The following is a 22,704-nucleotide window of genomic DNA, read 5'->3' on the forward strand; positions in this document are numbered from 1 at the left end:
GCGATGTTCGATGCCCGATCCACCCGCAAACATCGGGAAAAGACCTATTTTGCAAAAGCATTCGGAACAGACGTCTGCAAACCAAATACCAGGCACGGGCCACCTTTCCAGCCACCGCGCCTACTGCGCAGCTAGCGTGACGACCAAGATGTTCACCTTGCCATGCAACGGCCATGTCACTTCTTGGCATCGAAGGCGACTGAACATGATTTATACCGATCGCACTGTTTATGGTTGAAGATGTGCGGACGACATGAACGTCGACTTCGCACGGATATTGGGTCATCGGTGTTGTGTGCTCAATGCCGACGTCGGTCATACGCCCCGACTCGCACACGCAGAGTCGGGGCTCCGGCGGATCCGTTGCCGCACCGCCGCTACTGACGAAGTGCCGTACCGCGCCGCCCGCTTCGAATCGAGGCCGAAGGCGGCCACCGCTTTTGTCGGGACCAGGCAAAGCAGCGATCTTCAGGGACCGGAACACTTCCCCAAAGCTTCTGGCACTCTCGGTTGCAGAGTGCTAATTCGTGTGGTTATCATGTTCTCGCACAGTAAGTTCGGTCAACCGCCACAGTGGCGGTGACTTTTCTTTTCACGACATGGGAGGTGTGTTGCTGTGCTTCGTTTCGATCCTTTCACCGACATCGACGCGATCACCAAGTCCGTACTCGCCGCGGGAACCGGCAACGGACGCAGTCCACGGTTCATGCCGATGGACCTCTACAAGGTCGAGGACCAGTACGTCCTGCACGCCGATCTTCCCGGCGTCGACCCAGGATCAGTGGACGTCCGCATCGACGGCTCGACCCTGACGTTGACCGCGCACCGCACCGCCCTCTCCGAAGAGGGTGTGAGCTGGCTGGCGAGTGAGCGTTTCGCTGGAACATACAAACGGCAGCTGTCCATCAGCGACGACATCGACGCCGAACAGATCAAGGCCTCGTACGACAACGGCGTGTTGACGGTGACGTTGCCGATCGCAGAGAAGGCGAAACCGCGGAGGATCGAGGTCTCCTCCGGACCACCCTCCCGAACCGATAACGCCGGATCGACAACACAGGTGCAGATCGAAGCCTGATCCGCCTGGCCCGAACACCGCTTGATGGTGGGGTGACTCCCGAGGACACGCGATGGGTTCTCGGGCCTCACCCACCATCGTTTCGATCTCCCACTGCACACCCGTGGCGCACACCGGTACATCCACCACACGAAAGAATCAGCGCGAGAACCCTTTAGCTGCCATGACTGCATCCACCATCCCCCCGCACGAGCAATCCGACAACACCGACAACACCGAATCCCGCGCGCACACTCCACCCGATTGGTGGGATCACCACCGTCCTATCACCAGCGATGAATACAGCGACATGGCGTTGATGCTCGGTGCACTCTCGATACTGACGTTCTGGATGTTCGGCCTCGGCATCCTCCTCGGTGCCGCCGCCATCGGAACCGCCCTGGCAGCGCGCCGACCCGACACACCCGGACGCGATCTGGGCGACAACACCGCCGGCGTGGTCGGGATCCTCACCGGCATTGCCGGAATCGCCTTCGGCGCCGTCTTCCTCACTGCAGCACTACCCCACCTGTAGAAAAACCGAATTTTGCACTAGTGGAATCGAATTGGTGCTTGTAGCAGGATCTCACAAGATCTGAAATCCGTCCCACCTTCAGGCGATGGCGGCAGCCACTATCCCCGGGCCATGTCCACAAACTTGGACAGGTGAAGCTGGTGCGCCACAGTGATTGTCGCGGTCGGGCCGTTACGGTGCTTACCCAGAATCAGGTCGGCTTCACCGCCACGGGGATCGTCTCGCTCGGTCGCGTCGGGGCGGTACAGCAGAATCACCATGTCGGCGTCCTGCTCGAGTGAACCGGACTCACGAAGGTCGGCGACCTGGGGACGCTTGTCGGTTCGCTGCTCGGGACCACGGTTGAGCTGACAGATCGCGACAACCGGAACTTCGAGCTCCTTCGCCAAAAGCTTTAGGCTACGGGAGAATTCGGAGACTTCCTGCTGACGGGACTCGACCTTTTTACCCGAGCTCATCAGCTGGAGGTAGTCGATCACGATCAGGCGAATGTCGTGTTTCTGCTTGAGCCGCCGCGCTTTTGCGCGAATTTCCATCATGGTGAGGTTGGGGGAGTCGTCGATGAATAGCGGCGCCTCACTGATCTCACTCATGCGACGCGCGAGCTTGGTCCAGTCGTCGTCGGTCATCTTTCCGGAGCGCATGTCGCCGAGCTTGATCTTTGCCTCTGCGGACAGCAGACGCATGACGATCTCGGTTTTGCTCATTTCCAACGAGAACATGACGCTGGCCATGCCGTGCGTGATGGAGCAGGAACGCAAAAAATCCATTCCAAGCGTCGATTTGCCCACACCAGGTCTAGCCGCGACGATAATCATCTGACCAGCGTGAAGACCGTTGGTGATCTCGTCGAGATCCTTGAATCCGGTGGGCACACCGAGGGAAATTCCGCCGCGGCTGGCGATGGAGTCGATCTCGTCCATCGTGGGCTGGAGGAGCTCGGTGAGGGGTACGAAGTCCTCGGTGGTTCGACGCTCGGTGACCTCGAAGATCTCGGCCTGCGCGCGGTCGACAACCTCGGCCACGTCCTGACCCTCGGTGCCGGCGTAGCCGTACTGGACGATGCGAGTACCGGCGTCGACCAGACGACGCAGCACGGACTTCTCGGCCACGATCTCGGCATAGAAGGCGGCGTTGGCGGCTGTGGGCACTGTCTGGGTCAGCGTCACCAGGTAGGCAGCACCACCGATACGGCGGAGCTCACCTCGACGGTCGAGCTCGGCGGAGACCGTCACCGGGTCGGCGGGCTCGCCACGGCTGTAGAGGTCCAGGATCACGTCGTAGACGGACTGGTGGGCGGGCCGGTAGAAGTCACCCGGACGCAGTACCTCGAGGACGTCAGCGATGGCGTCCTTGCTCAGCAGCATGCCGCCGAGCACCGACTGCTCGGCAGTCATGTCCTGAGGTGGCTGGCGTCCGAACTCCTGGTCGGGCTCGGCCTCGGGAAGGCCCGGGTAGTCCGGCCCTGAGAAGTCGGAAGGTCCTCGATCATCTACAACAGCCACAAGCGAGACCTTCCCGTAAAACACTCGACGACACTGCCAGAAACCGCAGCGCCCTCATCATTTGTACCTGCCCCCACCGACATCCCCTAGCCGCATTCGGCCGGGCTGTAGATAGACGCCGAGATGACGTTAGGGACTAGTAGGTCCGCATACAAACCGGACTGTGGATAAACCTGTGGATGCTTTGTGGAAACTCCCGCCCCACGGTGTGCACCGCCTGTGGAGCATTTGGGGACTACTTTGCCTAGCAACCACAAAAGACCAGGTAGATGACTATCCACAATTTCACAGGCCTGTTGATGAAAATAGTTTTTCCACAGTCGGCGCGTCGGCGTGTCGGGCGTGTTGCCTCACCCGATTCGTCACTGATCACCAAGTCGAACATCACAGTGTGAGAGTTATCCCCAGGTCCGATTCGGGACGCTGTCAGGCGGCACACCGCACCCCGAAACAAAACGTCGGGCCCCGCACACCGAAGTGTGCGGGGCCCGGCGAGACGAACAGTCGACTATGCGCCGACTACGTTCAGGTTGAACTTGGCAACCACATCGGGGTGCAGGTTCACGACCACGGCGTGCTTGCCCGTGTTCTTGATGTGAGCCTTCGGCAACACGATGGAGCGCTTGTCGACAACCGGTCCACCGGCAGCCTTGATCGCAGCAGCGACGTCAGCGACGGTAACCGAACCGAAGAGCTTGCCCGAGCCACCGGCGGTCTTGACCGTCAGCGTTACGGACTCGAGGCCCTCGATAGCTGCCTTGAGCTCCTTGGCGTGATCCAGGCCGCGCACAGCGCGCGCTTCCTGTGCACGACGGATGCCCTCGACCTGCTTCTCGGCGCCACGGGTGGCGACGATTGCCAGTCCGCGGGGGAGCAGGTAGTTACGGCCGTAGCCGTCCTTGACCTCCACGGTGTCGCCAGGCGCACCGAGGTTGTCCACGTCAGCGGTGAGGATGAGCTTCATGTTCTTTCCTCCCTTTCCTTAGCGAGCCACGGTGGCGTAAGGCAGCAGTGCTACCTCACGTGAGTTCTTGACGGCAATGGCAACGTCGCGCTGGTGCTGGACGCAATTGCCGGTGACACGGCGAGCACGGATCTTTCCGCGATCGCTGACGTACTTACGAAGCAACGTCGTGTCCTTGTAGTTGATCTGCGTGTTCTTCTCTTTGCAGAAGGTGCAGACCTTCTTCTTCATAACCTTGTCGCGCAAGGGCGGCTTCGGCATGTCTTTGCTCTTTTCTGGATGTTCCTGATCAGGTACGGATCAGAAGGGCGGTTCGTCGCTGCCCGCACCACCGAAGGAGCCCGAAGCCTGAGGCGCACTGCCCCAAGGATCGTCTCCACCCGAAGGTGCAGCGCTCGGACGTCCGCCACCCGATCCGCCGGAGGAACCGCCGAAGTTGCCGCCTCCACCGCCGCCACCACGGTTGGCCTTGTTGACCTTTGCCGTGGCGTACTTCAGTGAAGGACCGATTTCATCGACTTCGAGCTCGACGACAGTTCGCTTTTCGCCCTCGCGAGTTTCGTACGAACGCTGCTTGAGCCGGCCGCTCACGATTACTCGTGAACCACGGGTCAAGCTCTCCGCGACGTTCTCGGCTGCTTCGCGCCAGATGTTGCAACGCATGAACAGCGCATCGCCGTCTTTCCATTCATTGGAATTACGGTCGAAGGTGCGGGGCGTGGAAGCAACCGTGAAGTTTGCAACCGCGGCACCCGCCGGGGTGAAACGAAGTTCAGGATCAGCCGTCAGGTTTCCGATGACGGTGATGATGGTGTCGCCAGCCATGTGGTTCCTCCTGCATTGATGTAAGACCGTTGGGCGCGAGAGTAGAGCTCGCTACCGACAGTAATTACTTGTTGTGGCGCAGAACCTTCGTGCGCAGAACCGACTCGTTCAGACCGAGCTGACGATCGAGCTCAGCGACGGTGGCGGGAGTGGCGTTGATGTCGATCACCGCGTAGATACCTTCAGCATGCTTCAGGATCTCGTAGGCGAGACGACGCTTACCCCAGACATCGACCTTGTCGATCGTGCCGCCGTGCTGGCGCACAACATTGAGGAACGTATCCAGTGAAGGAGCGACAGTGCGCTCGTCCAGGCTGGGGTCAAGGATGACCATCAATTCGTAATGACGCATAAGACCTCATCACCTCCTGTGGACTAAGTGAAAACGGCCACGGACTATCCGTGGCAGGAGGGTCGTTGCGTCAGCAACCCTCGTAGGTTACACGAGGGGCCTTGACCAGGGAAATCGTCCCGGCCCTCCGGGAAGACCGCCAGGTCGATGCGCGACGCGTGGCGCAGACGCATCACCCCGCGAGCCACTGCGCCCCCTTAGGGTGAGAATCATGCGAACAGACCGCAAGACCCCGGCGTCGATCCTGGCGTTGGTCGTCGGATTGTGCGGGCTGACGATGGCGCTGGGCTATTTCAACAAGGCCAGATGCGGCGGTGCACCGTTCGCGCCCGACGGACGAAGCCTGAACTTCGACGTCAACAAGAACATCGACGTCTGCTACTCCGACATTCAGTTGCTCTGGCTCGGACGAGGTATCGATCAGCATCTGTTCCCCTTCGTCACCGGAGGGATAACGCCCGAAGGATTCCTGACCGGCGGAACCGTCGAATACCCGGTGCTCAGCGGAATTCTGATGTGGCTGGGCGGTATCGGCTCACACACCGACACCGATTTCCTTCTGCACTCGGCCCTGATCCTGGCTCCTTTCGGACTGCTCACGGCGTGGATGCTCGGCAAGATGAGCGGCGCGTACGCGCTCGTGTGGTCGGCGACTCCGCCCCTGGTTCTGTACGCATTCCACAACTGGGAGCTCCCGGTGGTGGCCACCAGCGTCGGCGCGATCTTCCTGATGACGTTCGAGCGGATCCCGCTGCGAACTCGCGCGGTTCTGGCGGCCGTCATCCTGGCGATCGGTTTCTGTTTGAAGCTGTACCCGGGAATGTTCGTGCTGCCGCTCATGGCCTACGTGCTTCTACGCGGCACCGAAGGCAAGCGCTACGACGTTCGTGGAGCGCTGATGACGGCGGGCGCGGCGATCGTCACCGTCGTCCTCGTCAACCTGCCGTTCGCCCTCATTTCCTACGAAGGCTGGCGCGCGTCGTTCAGCTTCCAGGAGAAGCGAAGCGCGGACATCACCACCAACTCGGTGTGGTTCTGGGGTTTGCGCCCCTTCTACGGTTTCGGAGTTCGCGAACTCAACGCCGACTACGACGCACTGGTGAGCATCCTGTCTCCGGTGATGATCCTGTTGTCGTTCGCGCTCGCGATGTATCTGGGTTGGCGCCGCTACGTCCGCGACGGCTACTTTCCGTGGATTGCAGTCAGTGCCGCGATGCTGTGCGGATTCGTGTTGCTGCACAAGGTCAATTCACCGCAGTACACACTGTGGATCCTGCCTTTCCTCGTACTGTTCAAGATCCGGTGGTTCTGGATCGTCGCCTATCTGATCGCCGACGCAGCGTTGGGTATCGGCATCTTCCGGTACTTCTACCAACTGGACATGAATCTCGATCCGAGCAAGTACGAGGCCGTCGTCCAGGCGAGCGTGTGGGGCCACGTCATCCTGCTCGCCGTGTTCTTCTTCTTGTTCCTGCGAGTCCCGTTGCGGTATCCGCTTGCCGGTGGGACCGATCAGATTGCCAACTCCGACAACAACCTTCCGACTCACTCACGGGAGCACGCCTGATGACTGCATCATGGTTCGAATCACCGACGCTGACCGGTGATCGTGTCCGACTCGAACCCCTGGGCGTCGCGCACACCGACGCTCTGCTCGCTGCTGCCGACGACCCGGCGATCTTTCGTTGGACCGCATCGCCCATCACCGATCGGGAACAGGCACAGAAGTACATCGCTGCAGCAACCGACGACCCTAATCGGATCGCCTTTGCGCAGGTGAACATCGTGACGAACGCCGTGGTCGGCACCACGTCCATGTACCAGATCGACCCGGTAAACCGCAGTCTTGCAATCGGATACACGTGGTTGTCGCGATCGGTTCAGGGAACCGGGATCAATCCCGAATCGAAGCTGCTCCTGCTTCGTCACGCCTTCGACCAGCTCGAAGCCGTACGCGTCGAGTGGCACACGGACGAGTTCAACGATCAATCCAGGGCCGCGATCGCAAAGCTCGGCGCTCAGTTCGAGGGCCTGCTGCGCAAGCACCGACGCCGCGCCGATGGCAGTTGGCGTACAACAGCGCTGTTCGCGATGACCGACGACGATTGGCCGACCATCGCACCTCAGCTCGAGACACGTACCCGAAACTAGCGATCACCTGCACTCTTCGGCCAAGTCCATGCCAAGATTCACCTCATGAGCGATCAGGGTGGGTACGGGTACCAGGGCAATCAGAATTGGCAACCGTCTCCGTACGGGCAGCCCGATCCGTACGGCAGGCGCCCGACGAACACACTCGCGGTACTCGCCCTCGTCTTCGCGTTCCTCATCGCGCCGTTGGGGATCGTCTTCGGGCACATCGCTCGCGGCCAGATCAAACGGACCGGCGAAGAAGGCGACGGACTCGCCCTTGCCGGACTGATCATCGGCTACATCTTCACCGCACTCGGCATCCTGGCCGTGATCGTGTGGATCGCGTTCTTCGGGCTGCTCGCCGCCGCTTTCGGCAACGCCGCCAATGAAGCGAGTTCGCGGAGTCTCACCTATACGACGCCGTACTCGTACTCCACGACCACGACTCGGGCGCCGAGTGCACCCACCACAGCGCCGAAAACGACGACGCCCCCACGCGTCACAACCTCGATCGGACCAGCGCCGACCGTCTCGGGCACCAACCGTCAGGGCTTCATCTCCGGCGGCCCCAGTTGCAACTCCACCAATCCTGCCGTCGCTATCGCCGTCACGACCGGATCACGAATCGTCATCTGCGAAACCGGAGTCGGGCGTTACTACTACAAGGGTCAACGGCTGAGCGACGGCGCCACCATCGAACTCGACGATCCGACGCCCACCGGCAACGGATTCACCGTCACCAACAAGGACGTGACGTACAAGCTCACCTCCGCCGGACTGGTGATCACCGGCAGCGGAGGCGAGCTGGGTCGGGAACCGGCGCTCGAGTTCTGGATGAACTGACCCACGTCAGCCGGCACACGGATCCTGATAGGGAACACCGGGCAGGTACCGCTCCCATTCGGCTTCCGTGATGGGAGATCCTGCGGTGCGGCACAATCGATCAACGACGCCGTCGGGGTCGATTCCCCACAAGCGAACGGTCTTGTCCGACCCGCTACCCGCGATCATGTCACTCTCGCCGGCGAACTGAGCGTCGTTGACGCGACCCGGGTAGGCGGACAGCGTCGCAAATCGTGTTGCCTGCGAGGGAGTCTCGATGTCCCAGAGCCAGACGGTTCCGTCGCCGACACCGGCAGCGAGCCGATCACCGGCGCGGTTGAACGAGATCGAATAGATTGCGCCCTCGGGGCCGACGAGACGAGCGAGTTCCTCGGGTGCCGACGGTGTGCGTACGTCCCACACGGCGACACCGTGATCCGCACTTCCAGCGGCCAACAGCGTTCCGTCGGCGCTGAAAGACACTGCTAATGCGTAGCTTTCGAATCCACCCACCGTCGCCGCCACCCGGGGCGACGCTGCGTTCGACACGTCCCACAGATCCACTTCGTTCTTGGCGTTCGCGATCGCCAAGATGTCGGTACCTGGCTGAAAGGCCATCATCTGCGGGTAGGAGCCGACATCGGTCAACGACAACAGTTTCGGAGCCGACGGGTCGGAAACGTCGACCAACGCAATACTGTTGTCGTCCTGCGAGGACACCGCCAGCAGATCTCCGGCGGGATTCAGTGCGACAACCGCCACGATGCCCTTCACATATACCGCAGGCTCGCCGTAGATACGTGGCGACGCCGGATCACTCAGGTCCCAAAGATATGCACCGCCGCCGCCGGTGCCGCTCACAGCCAGGTTCCCGTCTGCCGACACCGCCGACGCACCGCTGAAAGTTTCGGCCCCTTGCGGTTTCAACTCCGGCATCACCGCGGGGCGATCGAGATCCTCGGTGTTCCACGCCAACATCGCGCCACCCCTGGCACCGACGCCGGCCACCAGACGCGAGCCGTCCGCGGCAAAGGGACTGGTGAAGATCGTGTCCCGAGCTCCCGCCCAGACCGGACCCGGAAGAGCCCACACGCGAGTCACACCGTTGAGTCCCCCGGTGACCAGATTGCGGCCGTCATCGCTGTAGTCGACGGTGGTCACCGCCCCACTGTCCGGAAGTGTTTCGATCAATGCCCCGGTTCGGGGGTCCCACACGCGCACGGAGTTGTCGGAACTTCCTGCGGCAAGACGTGTTCCGTCTTTGCCGTAGTTCAGTTCGTTGACGTAGCTGGAAAATCCCGTCAGTGCCTGCAGGGGAGAGGGGCGCGCCGGATCGCTCATGTCCCACCGAACCACCTCCCTGCCAGTGGTTCCCGCCGCGAGCTCACGTCCGTCCGGGCTGAAGGCAACGCCGAGGTAGTGGACGGTGGTGCCGTTGGGCTCGGTCGCGAAGATCGGCGCCGATTCCTCACCCCACTTCGCGACGTCCCACACGCGCAGAGTCGCTTGACGCCCGCCCGCCACGAGGAAACGTCCGTCGGGGCTGAACGTCGCGGTGACAATGCCGTCAGCTGGATGCGGAAGAGCAGGCAAAGCAACGGCATTCGTGGAGGTGTCGATGTTCCATCGCAGGACGTCGGGCGTCGAGGTACCGGCGACCAGCTTGGTTCCGTCTGGGCTGAACTCCATGTCCTGCACTACGCGTTCACCGTCGACGGGAAGTGTTCCACGGACCGGATTCTTCGGGTCCGACACATCCCAGAGTGCAGCGCCGCCGGCACCACCGGTCGCAAGGAGCCGTCCGTCCGGGCTGTAGGCGACGGCAAAGAGGGCCGTGCCCTCCGAGACTCCGAGGAACTCTGCCTGCGGAACGGCTGAGGCAACACCGTCCACCATCGGATAAAGCCTGACCTTCCCGTCCGAACCACCCACCGCCACAACAGTTCCAGCTGGGTTGATCCGGGCCTTCATCGCGCCGGGCGGTCCGATGATGCGAGTAGCCGAATGAACGCCCGACGCATCCAGCAATGCCGAGCGGGCTTCGGTTGTTTCGTTGACCGCAAATGCCGCCAGAGCAAGCTGCGACGCCAGCGACGGATCCCGCTCGCGCATCCTGATCGACTCGGTGGCCACCTGACGCGACATCGCCTCGTCTCGCGCGGTATCTGCTTGGACACGTTGACGATTGGCTCCGATACCGGCGACGGTCGCAACCACCGCCAACACCAGAGCGATCACCGACGCGGCTGCCAACGCAGTCACGAGCCGTCGTAGCACGCGTGTACGTCGGCGATCGGCAAATTCCTGCTGATCACGATGCTCGATGCTCGCGGCGAGGTACTCCCGCTCGGTGGCATTGAGGTCGGCGGCGCGGGTCCGACTCGGTTCCAGTGGGAGCCCGAGTTCGCCCGAACGCAGCCATTCTTCCGTCAGATGAAGACGTGCGGGTCCGAGCAGCGCGCCGGGGTCGCGTCCACTGTCTTCCCACACCTGCGCCGCGTAGGTGAACCTGCGATGCACCGCCAGACCGGCGCGGTCCGAGTCGATCCAATCGCGAAGCCGACTCCACGCGGACAGCAAGACCTCGTGCGAAACCTCGACGGTCTCCTCGTCGACGGTGAGAAGGCGGCGTAAGGCGAACCGGTCGATGACGGTATTCACGTCGTCGACGTCGTCACCGAGGAAGAGTTCGGTGCGCGGTGCCCGCCGACGCGTCTGCGTCACTTCGTCGACGTTGACCAACCGGAGGAAGATCCTGCGCGCCAACTGCTGCTGCCGCTCTGTGAGCTCGCCGTACACTTCCTCCGCGCTTTGCTGGACGGCTCCGGCAATCCCGTCGGTGGCGTAGTAATCCGAGACGGTCAGCGTCTTACGCGTCGACCGTTGCCAGGTCCCCAGCAGTGCGTGCGACAACAATGGCAAAGCTCCGGGGTCGCTGGCCGTGCGCGAGCCGCGTGGTGTCAGCTCGGAGACCAGAACCTGAACCAATTCGCTCTGCACGGTCATCCCGGCCTTGACCGCCGGCTCGACGATCACTTCGCGCAACTGCTCTTCGGTCAGCGGCCCGACCACCATCGGCGAGTCGTCGAGCAGTGGCACCAAAAGCGGTTCCTTCGCCGCGAGCCCGTAGAAGTCGGCACGCATGCCGATGACGACAATGGTGTTCTCACCGAGTTCCGCGAGAGTCTGCAGTATTTCCTCGCGACGATCACCGTCGCACTGCGTCCACAGTTCCTCGAACTGATCGAGCATCAAGACTGTTGGTTCGTCGGAAATCGACGACGGGATTCCTCCCGTACCCGGCTGCCGGATTTCCACCCGCCAGCCGTCGAACCGTGGATCGTCTCCAGCGATCTTGGGGGCGAGCCCGGCCCGCAGCAACGACGACTTACCCGAGCCGGAAGCACCGATCACCATGAACTGACGGCGACGTTCACCCTGTATCGCCGACGCCACCCGTTCCGCCAAATTGGCAGTGAGTTCGTCTCGACCGAAGAACCACTCGGCGTCCTCCTGCCGGAACGACTCGAGACCTCGATACGGAACGGTGGCGTCGCCGCGTCGTCTGGCCGTCAGCTGTCTCACTCGTTGCACCGCACTGATCCAGCGCTCCCGCTCATCCTCGGAATCGACGCCGCAGGCCTCGAGGAGCGCGAAAAACATCGGGGTACTCGCCGGCGTCGGCAGGTGTTGGCCGGCAAACCATCCGCTGACGGTTCCGTGCAAACCACCCGAACGCTCGACGGCTTCGCGGACCGTCAGTCCGGCTGCGTTCCGCAGTGCAGTGAGCGTCTCAGCAAACTGCCCACGCGACTCGATCCGGGCGAGATCGACCTGATTGTGCGTACCGGCTTCCGCCTTCGAGTTCATAGCGACGCACTCTATCGGAGCAGGTAGGGGATTTGTCCGTTGTATGGACTCTGTATCGAGGGAGTTGCACCCGTTCCACTGAGACACCTCGATCGAAATACTCGTCTCAGTCGCACCCCGAGCCAGCAGCCCTTCTGCAAATACGGCAGTCGACGCCCATCCCCTCCGTCGAAAGGCGCTACTCGCATGTCTTCAATCGGCATTTCTCCGAAGATCGAGGCAAACGTGTCCCGAGTCGGCAACCCCAAGCACGGCAAGCACAAGCCGAAGCTGAGCGTCCGCGAGATCGAAGTACTTCTTGCCTGGCTACGTTCGGATTCCAAGTCCGAGGTCGCCGAGACGCTCGGCCTACGCGTCTGCACCGTCAACACACACATCACTCGGATCCGCACGAAGTACAGCGACGTCGGGCGGCCGGCTCCCACGAAGGCAGCATTGTTTGCCCGCGCGGTCCAGGACGGGTACACCACCCTCGACGAGTGGTGACCTCAGACCGTGACGGGTTCCGGTTCCTTCGCCTTGGACGGCTTCAGCCAACCGGGTAGCCAGGCAGGTTGTTTGTCCGGTGCTTGATCGAGAACACCGCCCGCCGGATCGTCGATGAACCCGTACCGCACGAGATCCTCCGACGGCCGGTAGATCTGCCGGAGCACCAGCGCGCACAGAACGAGTACCGCGATGTCCCGGATCACGACTGTTCCGGTGAACCACTGCTCGGGCAGCCCCTTGTTGGACACACCGAGGTAATACATCATTCGTGGAACCCAGACCAGGGCGTCGATGGTCATCCACGCGAGCAGGAGTCTGCGGTGCGGCAAGGCCAACACGGCCAGCGGCACCAGCCACAGAGAATACTGCGGGCTCCACACCTTGTTCGTGAGCAGGAAGCCCGCCACCAACAGGAAGCACAGCTGCGCAACTCGCGGACGACGCTGCGCCGTCAGGGCGACGTATCCGACACCGATGCAGACGGCCACGAACAAAAGCAGAGAGACGGCGTTGAGATTCGACGGCGACTCACCCTGTGCGAGAGGACCGTCGAGGCCCTTCCACGACGTGAACGACGCGATCACGTTGTAGAGCGAATCCGGATCGGCCCCGCGTTCGGAGTTGAGCCGGAAGAACTCGTACCAACCATGGGGGTACAGCGCGGCAATGGGCAGGTTCACCGCAAGCCATGCCGCGACCGCGCTGAGAGCGGTCACCAGCCAGTCCCTCGTCTTGCCCGCGCGCAGACACAGGACCAAGAGCGGTCCCAGTAGGAGCAGCGGGTAGAGCTTCGCGGCGCCGCCCAGGCCGAGCAGGATTCCCGCGAGCACGGGCCGCTTGCGTGCCCATGCCAACAACCCACCCGCCGCGAACGCCGTCGCCAGAGGATCGAAGTTCGTGAACACGTGCACGATCACCAACGGGGAACACGCGATGAGAGCGCCGTCCCACACTCGTCGTCCGGCCAGCAGGGTGCTCGCCCACACGGTGACCAGCCACGCCAACGCCAACCCGAACGCCACGACGTTGAAATAGAGTGCCACCTGAATAGCGCCCGGCAGCCAGGTGATCGAATCCCACGCCTTCGCGACTTTCATTGCGCCGTACTGGTAGAGCCCCGAGATGACCGGATACTCCATGTACCGCATCTGGATCGAACCGTCGCCGCGTACTTCTTCCCACGACGTCTTGTACGGGAATGCTCCCTGATCGAGGCGCTCGGCTCCGTACAGCGGAACGGTATCGGAGTAACACATCGCCACGTACTGACGGCTGCCACTCCAGTCGAGGCCGACCTGCCCGCTCTCGCCGACCGGCGCCTGCTGAATACAGCCCGCCTTGGTGAACCAGCCGAAAGCCAAGAACACCACGGCGAGCAGAAGGATCACTCGCATCGGTGTGAAGAAGCGAGTGCGCCCGATCAGTGCGTGACGACCTACCGGACCGCCGACGGTTCCCGACAGCGCAGACACGATCGCGTCGTTGCGACTGGGAACGTCCCGCCAATCCGCCGAACGAAGATCTTCGGCCAGCGGAGCGGGGGAGGTCGGTTCGGCATCATCAGCATTCGCGGCCACTCCGCGAGGTTACCGTCTTTCGAACCGACCACCCTCCAACTACTGGCCGGGGCTCACACCTGCCGGTTCTTCCTCGGTGGTCTCGCCTGCCCCTGGTACCTGTGGCGTGGTTGTCGTCGGCCGGGAGATGCCCGGAATCGGGATCGTGATGCCCGGCAGAACCTCGACCTGCGTCGTCGTCACCACGGGCGGCGGAGTGGTTTCCGTCGTCGTCGGTGCGGTGGTCGGCGGCGCCGACGTCTTGGGCGGTGCGGGAGCCGTGTACTCCGGAACACCACCGGCTTGACCGTTGATCTTGCCCGGCGTCGGGAACTTCTCGTTGTCGGTGCCCTCGAGGGCGCCGTCCATCGTGTCCTTCCAGATGTCCGAAGGCAGACCTGAGCCGTAGATCATCGCGCCACCGGAATTGGTGATCGCTTCACCGTCGGGAGTTCCGACCCAGACCGCGGTCGAAAGCGACGGCGTGTAGCCGACCATCCACGCGTCCTTGTTGGCTCCGGTGTCACCGAGCTGCGCGGTACCTGTCTTCGACGCCGACAGACGTCCGCCGGCCAGGTTGTGACCGCGCGAGTACGCCGCGATCGGCTGCATCGCAGCCGTCACGTTGTCCGCCACGGCAGCGTCGATGCGGTCTTCACCGGCGGGCGCGCCGCGGTCCAGCAGCACGGTGCCGTCGGCCGCGACGACCTTCTGCACGAAGTGCGGTGCGTGATACGTACCGGACGCGGCGAGTGTCGCGTACGACGACGCCATGTCGAGCACGCGGGCCTGGTACTGGCCGAGCACGATGCCGTTGTTGGGGCCGGAACCGTCGGCCTCGGTGAGCGACGGGCCGACACCCGGGATGTCCTTCGGGATGCCTGCCTTGTGAGCGATGTCCGCGATTTCCTGCGGGCCGTTGCCGTCGAGGCTGAGCATCTGACGGTAGAAGCTGGTGTTCAGCGAACGCTTGAGCGCCTCTGCGATGGTGCAGGTGCCGCAGCTTTCACCTTCGACGTTGCCGATGGAGATGCCGTTGACGGTCAGCGGTGAGCTGTCGTACATCTGCGAGAGCGGGATTCCCTGATCCAGGGCGGCTGCGAGGCCGAACACCTTGAACGAGGAACCAGTCTGAAGTCCGGCATTCGCGAAGTCGTATCCCGCGCCGTCCTCACCGCCGTAGTACGCCTTGACGGCTCCGGTCTTCGGATCGACCGAGACAACTGCGGTACGCAGATTCTCCGGCTCACCCTCCATGTTGGAACGGGCTGCCTCGACCGCTGCGGCCTGAGCCTGCGGGTCGATGGTCGTGGTGATCTGCAAGCCCTCGGTGTTGAGCAACTGCTCGCTGATTCCAGCGTCGCCGATCTCCTTGAGCACCTGACGCTTGATCAGGCCTTCGGGTCCGGTCGAGCCCTGGCTGCTGTTGTCGACCTGGGCGAGCGGGATGTAGGCGGGGTACTGCATCGGCGTGCGCGCGGCCTGATCCAGCGTGCCGGCGGACACCATGCCGTCGAGCACGTAATCCCAACGGGACTTCGCGCCGGTCGGGTTGGTCTCGGGATCGAGGAGCGACGGAAGCTGGATCGACGACGCCAGGACGGCGCCTTCTTCGATGGACAGCTGGTCGACGGGCTTACCGAAGTAAGCCTTGGATGCTGCGCCGATGCCGTATGCGCCGCGACCGAAGTAAATGGTGTTCAGATACGCGGCGAGGATGTCGTCCTTGGACCACTCGTTGGCCATCTTCGAGGAGATGACGAGTTCCTTCATCTTTCGCGTCAGCGAACGCTCCGAGCCGACAAGCGCCTTCTTGACGTACTGCTGCGTGATGGTCGAGCCACCACCGGCGCTGTCGCGACCGAGGACGTTGTCTCGGGCCGCGCGTGCGAAACCGGAGATCGAGAAGCCCGGGTTCGAGTAGAAATCGCGGTCCTCTGCGGCCAGAACAGCGTTGCGAACGTGCGGCGGTACCTGATCGAGCGAGACCTCGACGCGGTTGCCATCTGGCGGGACGACAGTGCTGATCACCGTGGTGCCGTCGGCGGCAAAGACCGTCGCCACCTGATTGGTCTTGAGGTCACCGGGCTTGGGGACGTCCTGCACGATGTACGCCGCCATGAAGGCAAGGACGGGCAGAACAAGACCGAGCGCCACCAAGACGTAGGCCGAGCGGCGAACTGTGCGCCACTTGGACTTCTTCTTCACGGTGCTCTTTCTTCCCTTCGGGGGTTGTCCGTCGTTGCCACCGCCACCGGAGCCACCTGTCGGTGGCTTCGTCGGTGGAGGTCCGACCGGCGGGCGGGTGCCCGCGTTGCTACGGGTGGTCGCTGCTGCTGCCGCGACGCGCTGGGTCGGTTCGTTCGCCAGGGGGCGGACCCATCGGAGGGCGTCCCTGCGGTGGTGGGCCCATGGGACGTCCCTGCGGCGGACGACCCTGAGGAGGTCCGGCGGGACGGTTGGGACCGACGGGACGGCCACCCGGGTTGTTGCCGCCCGGGTTGTTGTTGCTGGGGGAACTCACGAATCAAATCTCCAGTGGTCACGGACCGATCACGTGCAGACTTCGATCGGGCCCTTCTTCGGGTGTGGCGTTACTCGCTGGCGGTGCGCCGGCTTGGTGGGCGTGCTGCGCCGGCTTGGTGGGCGTGCTCGCCGCGGTCGCGGCGGCGCAGGTACTGCGCCGAGCACATAGGACTGCACCAAGTGGTTCCAACTGCAGGTACGGCACACCTCTACAACGTGCACCGTGAACTCCTCTGCTGTTTCCGCAAGCCGAGCGAGCTCGTCCGAGGTTCGGGCCGATCCCGAAACCTGACCGAGCTTGTCGCCGAACACCCAGGACACGAGCGTCAACTGTTCCTTGCGGCAAATGGGGCAGACGACGTCGCTGCCCCGGCCGTGGAACTTCGCGGCTCTGAGTAGGTACGGATCGGCGTCACACACCTGCTTGACGTCGGTCCGACCCGCAGACACTTCGGCCAGCACAGACCGACGCGCGAGCGCGTAGTCCACAACTTGCCGCTGTATCCGCACCTGACCAGCGTACGTGCGTCCGTGCCGCGACGGACGGTTCGGGAGGGTCACGATGAACACATTTCGGGGGCTGGGGGCATGGCGACCAGCCATTACGATCACTTCCTGTGAAGTCTTCTCGTTCTCCGATGACGCGCGCTCGTGATCTTGATCGCGTCGAAACGTGCAATGTGTTGGACGCCGCGTACGCCGAAGGGCAGTTGAGCGCGGAGGACTACTTCGACCGGACCGAGAAGGCGAAGTCCGCGAAGACCCTGCTCGCACTCGCACGCCTGGTCAACGATCTGCAGGTGCCGAAGATCGAGACCAAAACGGTGCCTCGGACGTCGACGGCACGAAAGGCCGTGTTCGTCGGTGCTGCTGCTCTGATCGTCGTCGGCGCGATCGCAGCAGTGGCGTGGAGTCGGTCACCGTTGACGCCCTCGGAAGACATCACAGCCAGTTATGCCAGCACTACTTCCCTCGCTCCGCCGTTGCCGACCACCACCCCGGTGCCGGAGCCGACCGTCGAACCGATCCTGATCGCACACATCGACACGTTGACGCCGGAAGGAATCGGCGCATTCATCGAGAGGTATCGAGAAGAGTTCGGTGACATGTTCGTAGACGACGCCAGCTTCCACGGCGACTACTCCTCAGTGAGCCGGGCGGTCCCCGATGCTCCCGCTCTCACCGAGTCCATCAGTTTTCGCGACGGCTTCGAGAGGGAAGTGACGTCCATTCCGCGGCGAACGGGCCAGCCGACCTTCGACCTCGGTTCCATCCAGATCGACAAGCTCGCGCCGTACATGGTGAACATCGGCGACTATGTCAATGTTTCGGACGCCGCGATCACCCACTTGATCGTGGACGCGAACTACGGCGTCCCGGAGATCGCGATCTATGCAGAGAACGGACTCGGCCACCAAGGACGCATCGAGGTCACGCCGTGGGGCGAGATCTCTCGTTCCTACCCGTACGGGAGCTAGGGTGAGCCGGTGAGTGGGTCCCCGACTACTACCTCTACGCGCACCCGTGCGCGCGACGTCGACCGTTCCGATACCTGCGCCGTTCTCGATACGGCTCTGTCCGACGGCCAGATCACGGTCGACGAGCACGCGAACCGGACGGCTGCGGCCATGACCGCGACCACGCTCGGACAGCTCGATCTGCTGGTCCGCGATCTGCAGAAAGCAACGCTGCGCAACGCCGTCGCCAAAGTTCGCCGTATCGACAAGATCTGGTACCTCGCAGCCGCATCGACTATCTTCGCCGGCCTGATCGGGTACCTCACCTTGTCCGCCGACCCTTCACCCCCACCGCCTCCACCGGCGGCAGCCGAAAACGTCGAACCGCTTGCCCCCATTGTGAGTTCGACGTTGAACACGGTCACCGCAAGCGGGATCGGGGAATTCATCACCAGATACAGCGCCAAGTACGGCACGACGATAATCGATTCCGCCAACTTCTACGACGGCTATGCAAGCGTCACTCGCGCCGCCGCTGTCTCGCCGAACCTGGAGGAAGACATCGACTTTCGAGGCGGTTTCACACCACGCGACAGCACGTCGACTCGAGCAGCCAGCACCGTCACCTTCGACCTCGCTGCCGTCGACATCGACAAACTCGCCGGATATCTGGCAGGAGTGTCCGCAAATCTCAACGTCCCCGACGCCGAGATCACACACATCAGCATGAGTTCGTCGAGCGACGATCCACGCGTCTCCATCTACGCCAGCAACAACCTCGGCGCGAGCGGCTCAATGGATTTGACCCCGGATGGCCGCCCGATCCGCTTGTCTCCCTTCACTCCTCGATAGGCCCCGGACATGCCGAACGATCTGACCAGGACCACCCGCGCTCGCAATGCCGATCGCGAGGCTACCTGCGCAGTGCTGGACTCCGCCTTCGCCGACGGACAACTCACGGCGACCGAGCACGACGAATTGACCGAACTCGCCGCGGTGGCAGTCACTCTCGGCGATCTCGAAGATTTGACGTCCGATCTGCAGACCGAGGCGTCCCTACCCATTCTTCGGAAAGAACCTTCGCTCGACACGCGTTGGATCGCCGTTGTGATCATCGCGCTGTCACTGGTCTCGGCTGTCGGTTTCGGAATCAAATACGCCGCGTCCGACGTCACGATCTTCTCGAGCCCCGAGCCACAGTTACACACCGTCGACGGCCTGGGGGCGATGTTCCATGCCATCGAAACGGAGTACGGCAGCGGACTGGTCGACGAGATGACCATCTATCCCACTTATGCACGCGTAACGCGCGCCGATCCTGCCGCGCCGCGCAAGAGCCTGGACAGCTACTACCGAGGCGACCTCGAGGACACGACTTCAGGAGGATCACGCGAACCCGACGTGACACAGATCGACGTCAGACAGCTCGATCCTCGCATCGTGATCGCCCTGCTCGACGGCGCCGGAACAACGACGTCGGTGCAAAATCCGACCACTCGGTACGTCTCTGTCGACAGCACCGAAAATGTTCCGACCATCCAGATTCACGTCGGCAACGACCTCGACGAGAGCGGGTACCTGACCGCTGCCCTCGATGGCGAAATCATGTCGATCTACCCGTTCACCCCCTGATCTAGCCGTGACACCCTGGTACACGTATCGGTCCGCAGTGTGGTTTTATATATCGGCGCGATATAGTTGGTTATCGCATCAAGCGGTTAGGTTCAACGACTCGGGAGGTTTGTCAGTTGCTCGAACTCGCAATCCTCGGGCTGCTCCTCGAGTCACCGATGCACGGATACGAGCTGCGTAAGCGGCTCACTGGTCTGCTCGGCGCATTCCGCGCGTTCTCGTACGGATCGCTGTACCCGGCACTGCGGCGCATGCAAGCCGACGGATTGATCTCGGAAGACGTCGACACTGCCACCGGCACGCTCAAGCGTCGGGCGCGTCGCGTCTACCAGCTCACTCCGGAAGGTCGGCAACGGTTCACCGAACTGGTCGCCGACACCGGGCCGCAGAACTACACCGACGACGGTTTCGGCGTTCACCTCGCCTTCTTCAGCCGCACCCCCGCAGAAGCGCGGATGCGGATCCTCGAAGGCAGGCGACGTCAGGTCGAGGAGCGCCGTGAGGGGCTCCGCGAGGCCGTCGGTCGGGCCAGCGGATCGCTGGACCGCTATACCCGTCAGCTCCATCAGCTCGGACTCGAATCGAGTGAACGCGAAGTGCGTTGGCTCAACGAATTGATCGCAGCCGAGCAATCGACAACAGGAACATCCCGGAAAGAAGGAGAACCCGACCATGGGTGAGAACAGCACCGCGGTGCGCGTAGCCATTGTGGGCGTGGGTAACTGCGCCTCGTCCCTGGTTCAGGGCGTCCACTACTACAAGGATGCCGACGAGACCCAGACGGTCCCCGGCCTCATGCACGTCAAGTTCGGTAAGTACCACGTCCGCGACGTGCAGTTCGTCGCTGCGTTCGACGTCGACGCCAAGAAGGTCGGCTTCGACCTCTCCGAGGCGATCCTCGCGAGCGAGAACAACACCATCAAGATCGCCGACGTCCCGCCCCTGGACGTTCCCGTTCAGCGTGGCCCGACCCTCGACGGCATCGGCAAGTACTACGCCGAGACCATCGAGCTGTCCGACGCCGAGCCCGTCGACGTCGTCAAGGCACTCAAGGACGCTCAGGTCGACGTCCTCGTCTCCTACCTGCCCGTCGGTTCCGACGACGCTGACAAGTTCTACGCACAGTGCGCGATCGACGCAGGCGTTGCATTCGTCAACGCTCTGCCCGTCTTCATCGCTTCCGACCCGGAGTGGGCTGCCAAGTTCAAGGACGCCGGCGTCCCGATCGTCGGTGACGACATCAAGAGCCAGGTCGGCGCCACCATCACACACCGCGTGATGGCGAAGCTGTTCGAAGACCGCGGCGTCGTGCTGGACCGCACCTACCAGCTCAACGTCGGTGGAAACATGGACTTCAAGAACATGCTCGAGCGTGATCGCCTGGAGTCCAAGAAGGTTTCCAAGACCCAGGCCGTGACGTCCAACCTGACCGGCGCACTTGCCGGCAAGGTTCACGACCGCAACGTCCACATCGGTCCCTCGGACTACGTGGAGTGGCTCGACGACCGCAAGTGGGCATACGTCCGCCTCGAAGGCCGCGCCTTCGGTGACGCTCCCCTGAACCTGGAGTACAAGCTCGAGGTCTGGGATTCGCCCAACTCTGCCGGCATCATCATCGACGCCGTCCGCGCAGCCAAGATCGCCAAGGACCGCGGCATCGGTGGACCGGTTTACCCGGCTTCCGCTTACCTGATGAAGTCCCCGCCGGTCCAGATGGCCGACGACAAGGCTCGCATCGAGCTCGAAGCGTTCATCATCGGCGCTGACGAAGCTTAATTCGACTCACACTGATTCGGGGTCTTGCGCCAATGGCGCAAGGCCCCGATTCTGTTATCCGCAGGGTGTTTCCGCATCCGCGCGGGTAATCACGCCTGCGGCTGCCGAATTGCCGTGCGGGTCCGGGTGCCGCTCAGCGTGGAATGATGGACATCAGAACCATCACACGGATCGAGGACCCCATGTCGATTACGTCGCTGCCAGTGCTCGATCTGTCGCTTGCGCAGAACCCCGACACCGCCGAGCAGTTCCGCACTCAGCTCCGCGAGGCCACCCACGAGGTCGGATTCTTCTACCTGGTCGGCCACGGAATTCCCGACGAACTGCAGCGCCGCCTCCTCGCCGTCGCCCGCGAGTTCTTCGCGCTGCCGACTGCCGAGAAGCTCGCGATCGAGAACGTCCGCAGCCCGCACTTCCGTGGGTACACCCGGCTCGGCGGCGAACTGACCGAAGGCAAGCAGGACTGGCGCGAGCAGATCGACATCGGCGCCGAACCGCCCGCGGCCGAGCGCACCGACACCTCACCGGCCTGGGAGATTCTGCAGGGCCCCAACCAGTGGCCAGACGCCCTTCCCGAACTTCGCGACGTCATCACCGAGTGGAACGACACACTCACCTCGATCGCATTGAGCCTCTTACGCGAATGGGCGGTAGCCCTGGGCCAGGATGCGAACATCTTCGACGACGCGTTCGCTCACGATCCGTCGATCCTCATCAAGGTGGTGCGTTACCCGGGCCGCCCGAAAGGTGCCGGCTCCCAGGGCGTCGGCGGACACAAGGACGCGGGTGTGCTGACTCTGCTCTATGTCGAACCGGGCAAAGGCGGTCTGCAGGTCGAGCACGACGGCGACTGGATCGACGCGCCGCCGATCGACGGGGCGCTGGTGGTCAACATCGGCGAACTGCTCGAGGTCGCTACCGGCGGCTACTTGAAAGCGACTGTGCACCGGGTAGTTTCACCCGAGGGCGACGGTGAACGTATCTCGGTGCCGTTCTTCTTCAACCCGAACTACGCAGCGCAGATCCCGGAGTTCGACCTACCTCCCGAGCTGGCGGCGCGCGCCACCGGCGTCACCGTGGACGCGAACAACCCGATCCACGATTCCTACGGGGCGAATGCCCTCAAGAGTCGACTACGTGCGCACCCCGATGTCGCGGCCCGCTGGTGGCCGGACATCGTTGCGGCACAAAGCGCTACCTGATGC

20 protein-coding genes and 1 pseudogene are annotated in these 22,704 nt (G+C 62.9%); 12 read left to right on the forward strand and 9 right to left on the reverse strand.

Features of this window, described 5'->3' with window-relative positions; translation table 11 throughout:
• The first annotated feature begins 616 nt into the window (after positions 1 to 616).
• Positions 617 to 1,078 carry an Hsp20/alpha crystallin family protein gene (locus tag YH3_RS00885; protein ID WP_064442845.1) on the forward strand — a complete coding sequence of 154 codons (462 nt, stop codon included), beginning with the start codon at positions 617 to 619 and terminating at the stop codon, positions 1,076 to 1,078.
• A 163-nt stretch (positions 1,079 to 1,241) separates the two neighbouring features.
• A complete protein-coding gene (locus YH3_RS00890; RefSeq protein ID WP_039973505.1) occupies positions 1,242 to 1,592 on the forward strand; it encodes a hypothetical protein in 351 nt (116 codons plus the stop codon).
• A 98-nt stretch (positions 1,593 to 1,690) separates the two neighbouring features.
• Here YH3_RS00890 and dnaB read toward each other — a convergent pair whose 3' ends face one another.
• The 5 genes from dnaB to rpsF all read right to left on the reverse strand — a co-directional run bounded on the left by dnaB (position 1,691) and on the right by rpsF (position 5,238).
• Positions 1,691 to 3,097 (reverse strand): replicative DNA helicase, encoded by a 1,407-nt coding sequence (gene dnaB, locus YH3_RS00895; RefSeq protein WP_082920517.1) that lies wholly within the window; start codon positions 3,095 to 3,097, stop codon positions 1,691 to 1,693.
• Between the two features lie 508 nt (positions 3,098 to 3,605).
• Entirely contained in the window at positions 3,606 to 4,061 is a 456-nt protein-coding gene (gene rplI / locus YH3_RS00900) for a 50S ribosomal protein L9 (RefSeq protein ID WP_007735531.1), read from the reverse strand.
• Positions 4,062 to 4,079: 18 nt separating this feature from the next.
• Positions 4,080 to 4,322: a 30S ribosomal protein S18 gene (gene rpsR / locus YH3_RS00905; RefSeq protein WP_003941245.1), complete on the reverse strand. Its 243-nt coding sequence runs from the start codon at positions 4,320 to 4,322 to the stop codon at positions 4,080 to 4,082.
• Positions 4,323 to 4,361: 39 nt separating this feature from the next.
• Positions 4,362 to 4,886: a single-stranded DNA-binding protein gene (locus tag YH3_RS00910; protein WP_003941248.1), complete on the reverse strand. Its 525-nt coding sequence runs from the start codon at positions 4,884 to 4,886 to the stop codon at positions 4,362 to 4,364.
• A gap of 64 nt (positions 4,887 to 4,950) precedes the next feature.
• Positions 4,951 to 5,238 (reverse strand): 30S ribosomal protein S6, encoded by a 288-nt coding sequence (gene rpsF / locus YH3_RS00915; RefSeq protein ID WP_003941237.1) that lies wholly within the window; start codon positions 5,236 to 5,238, stop codon positions 4,951 to 4,953.
• Between the two features lie 211 nt (positions 5,239 to 5,449).
• On the opposite strand from rpsF, the gene YH3_RS00920 reads away from it, so the two are divergent.
• From YH3_RS00920 to YH3_RS00930, 3 genes are read left to right on the forward strand one after another with little or no spacing between them, the layout of a single operon-like run.
• Positions 5,450 to 6,805 (forward strand): glycosyltransferase family 87 protein, encoded by a 1,356-nt coding sequence (locus YH3_RS00920; RefSeq protein ID WP_007735530.1) that lies wholly within the window; start codon positions 5,450 to 5,452, stop codon positions 6,803 to 6,805.
• Complete coding sequence (locus YH3_RS00925; protein WP_064442846.1) at positions 6,805 to 7,389, forward strand: GNAT family N-acetyltransferase; 585 nt, start codon at positions 6,805 to 6,807, stop codon at positions 7,387 to 7,389. The genes YH3_RS00920 and YH3_RS00925 overlap by 1 nt, the downstream gene beginning before the upstream one ends.
• A gap of 45 nt (positions 7,390 to 7,434) precedes the next feature.
• Complete coding sequence (locus YH3_RS00930) at positions 7,435 to 8,214, forward strand: DUF4190 domain-containing protein (RefSeq protein ID WP_003941240.1); 780 nt, start codon at positions 7,435 to 7,437, stop codon at positions 8,212 to 8,214.
• 6 nt (positions 8,215 to 8,220) lie between these two features.
• Here YH3_RS00930 and YH3_RS00935 read toward each other — a convergent pair whose 3' ends face one another.
• Positions 8,221 to 12,063, reverse strand: a complete 3,843-nt coding sequence (locus tag YH3_RS00935; protein ID WP_064442847.1) for a helix-turn-helix domain-containing protein — start codon at positions 12,061 to 12,063, stop codon at positions 8,221 to 8,223.
• Positions 12,064 to 12,249: 186 nt separating this feature from the next.
• Between YH3_RS00935 and YH3_RS00940 the strand changes: the two genes are divergently transcribed.
• Entirely contained in the window at positions 12,250 to 12,549 is a 300-nt protein-coding gene (locus YH3_RS00940; protein ID WP_003941253.1) for a LuxR C-terminal-related transcriptional regulator, read from the forward strand.
• A 2-nt stretch (positions 12,550 to 12,551) separates the two neighbouring features.
• Here the strand turns inward: YH3_RS00940 and YH3_RS00945 are convergent, their stop codons facing one another.
• From YH3_RS00945 to YH3_RS00955, 3 genes and pseudogenes are all read right to left on the reverse strand, one after another.
• Entirely contained in the window at positions 12,552 to 14,129 is a 1,578-nt protein-coding gene (locus YH3_RS00945) for a glycosyltransferase family 87 protein (protein ID WP_007735525.1), read from the reverse strand.
• Between the two features lie 39 nt (positions 14,130 to 14,168).
• On the reverse strand, positions 14,169 to 16,316 hold the full coding sequence (locus YH3_RS00950) for a transglycosylase domain-containing protein (protein WP_007735524.1): 2,148 nt from the start codon (positions 16,314 to 16,316) through the stop codon (positions 14,169 to 14,171).
• 420 nt (positions 16,317 to 16,736) lie between these two features.
• Positions 16,737 to 17,123, reverse strand: a pseudogene (locus YH3_RS00955) (DUF5318 family protein); the annotation flags it as partial.
• A gap of 149 nt (positions 17,124 to 17,272) precedes the next feature.
• Here YH3_RS00955 and YH3_RS00960 point away from each other — a divergent pair.
• From YH3_RS00960 to YH3_RS00985, 6 genes are all read left to right on the forward strand, one after another.
• A complete protein-coding gene (locus YH3_RS00960; protein WP_007735521.1) occupies positions 17,273 to 18,112 on the forward strand; it encodes a DUF1707 domain-containing protein in 840 nt (279 codons plus the stop codon).
• 9 nt (positions 18,113 to 18,121) lie between these two features.
• Positions 18,122 to 18,943: a DUF1707 domain-containing protein gene (locus YH3_RS00965; RefSeq protein ID WP_050656990.1), complete on the forward strand. Its 822-nt coding sequence runs from the start codon at positions 18,122 to 18,124 to the stop codon at positions 18,941 to 18,943.
• Between the two features lie 9 nt (positions 18,944 to 18,952).
• Positions 18,953 to 19,723: a DUF1707 domain-containing protein gene (locus YH3_RS00970; RefSeq protein ID WP_054827438.1), complete on the forward strand. Its 771-nt coding sequence runs from the start codon at positions 18,953 to 18,955 to the stop codon at positions 19,721 to 19,723.
• A gap of 116 nt (positions 19,724 to 19,839) precedes the next feature.
• Positions 19,840 to 20,403 carry a PadR family transcriptional regulator gene (locus YH3_RS00975; protein WP_003946014.1) on the forward strand — a complete coding sequence of 188 codons (564 nt, stop codon included), beginning with the start codon at positions 19,840 to 19,842 and terminating at the stop codon, positions 20,401 to 20,403.
• Entirely contained in the window at positions 20,396 to 21,499 is a 1,104-nt protein-coding gene (locus tag YH3_RS00980; protein ID WP_003945979.1) for an inositol-3-phosphate synthase, read from the forward strand. The genes YH3_RS00975 and YH3_RS00980 overlap by 8 nt, the downstream gene beginning before the upstream one ends.
• Before the next feature lie 143 nt (positions 21,500 to 21,642).
• Positions 21,643 to 22,701, forward strand: coding sequence for an isopenicillin N synthase family oxygenase (locus tag YH3_RS00985; protein WP_238592495.1), 1,059 nt, complete (start codon positions 21,643 to 21,645; stop codon positions 22,699 to 22,701).
• Positions 22,702 to 22,704: the final 3 nt, after the last annotated feature.

Origin of the sequence: Rhodococcus sp. YH3-3 (assembly GCF_001653035.1) — a bacterium.
Classification (GTDB): Bacteria; Actinomycetota; Actinomycetes; order Mycobacteriales; family Mycobacteriaceae; genus Rhodococcus_F; species Rhodococcus_F qingshengii.